The organism is Staphylococcus rostri (assembly GCF_002902145.1).
GTDB lineage: Bacteria > Bacillota > Bacilli > Staphylococcales > Staphylococcaceae > Staphylococcus > Staphylococcus rostri.
In genome coordinates, this window is the sequence record NZ_PPRF01000140.1 from 1 (window position 1) to 422 (window position 422).

The window sequence follows — 422 nt, forward strand, 5'->3', positions numbered from 1 at the left end:
GGACAAATGATTGGGGTGAAGTCGTAACAAGGTAGCCGTATCGGAAGGTGCGGCTGGATCACCTCCTTTCTAAGGATAATAACGGAATATCACCATTAGGTGATAAGCGGATTAACGTGACATATTGTATTCAGTTTTGAATGCTCATATTTGAGGATTCAAACTAAAGAAAAAATTAAATTGAAAGCATTTGCCAGTCTATGAATTTCTTGATGAACGCAGCGAAGATTACTAGTCGTAACTGAGCAAGTGAAGAAAGAAATGAAGACGAATGCGAAGGCTTGTCAATTTAATCAAATTGTACATTGAAAACTAGATAAGTAAGTATAAAAGATTTTACCAAGCAAAAACCGAGTGAATAGCGAAAGCTTGAAACTAAAATTATCGCTAGTCGTCAAATGACGACTCACATAATTAATAAC

Annotated in this window: 1 rRNA gene; it reads left to right on the top strand. The window is 35.8% G+C overall.

The annotated features are described in order from the left end of the window. Window positions 1–69 (top strand): 16S ribosomal RNA (locus CD122_RS11460); the annotation flags it as partial. Window positions 70–422 lie beyond the last annotated feature (353 nt).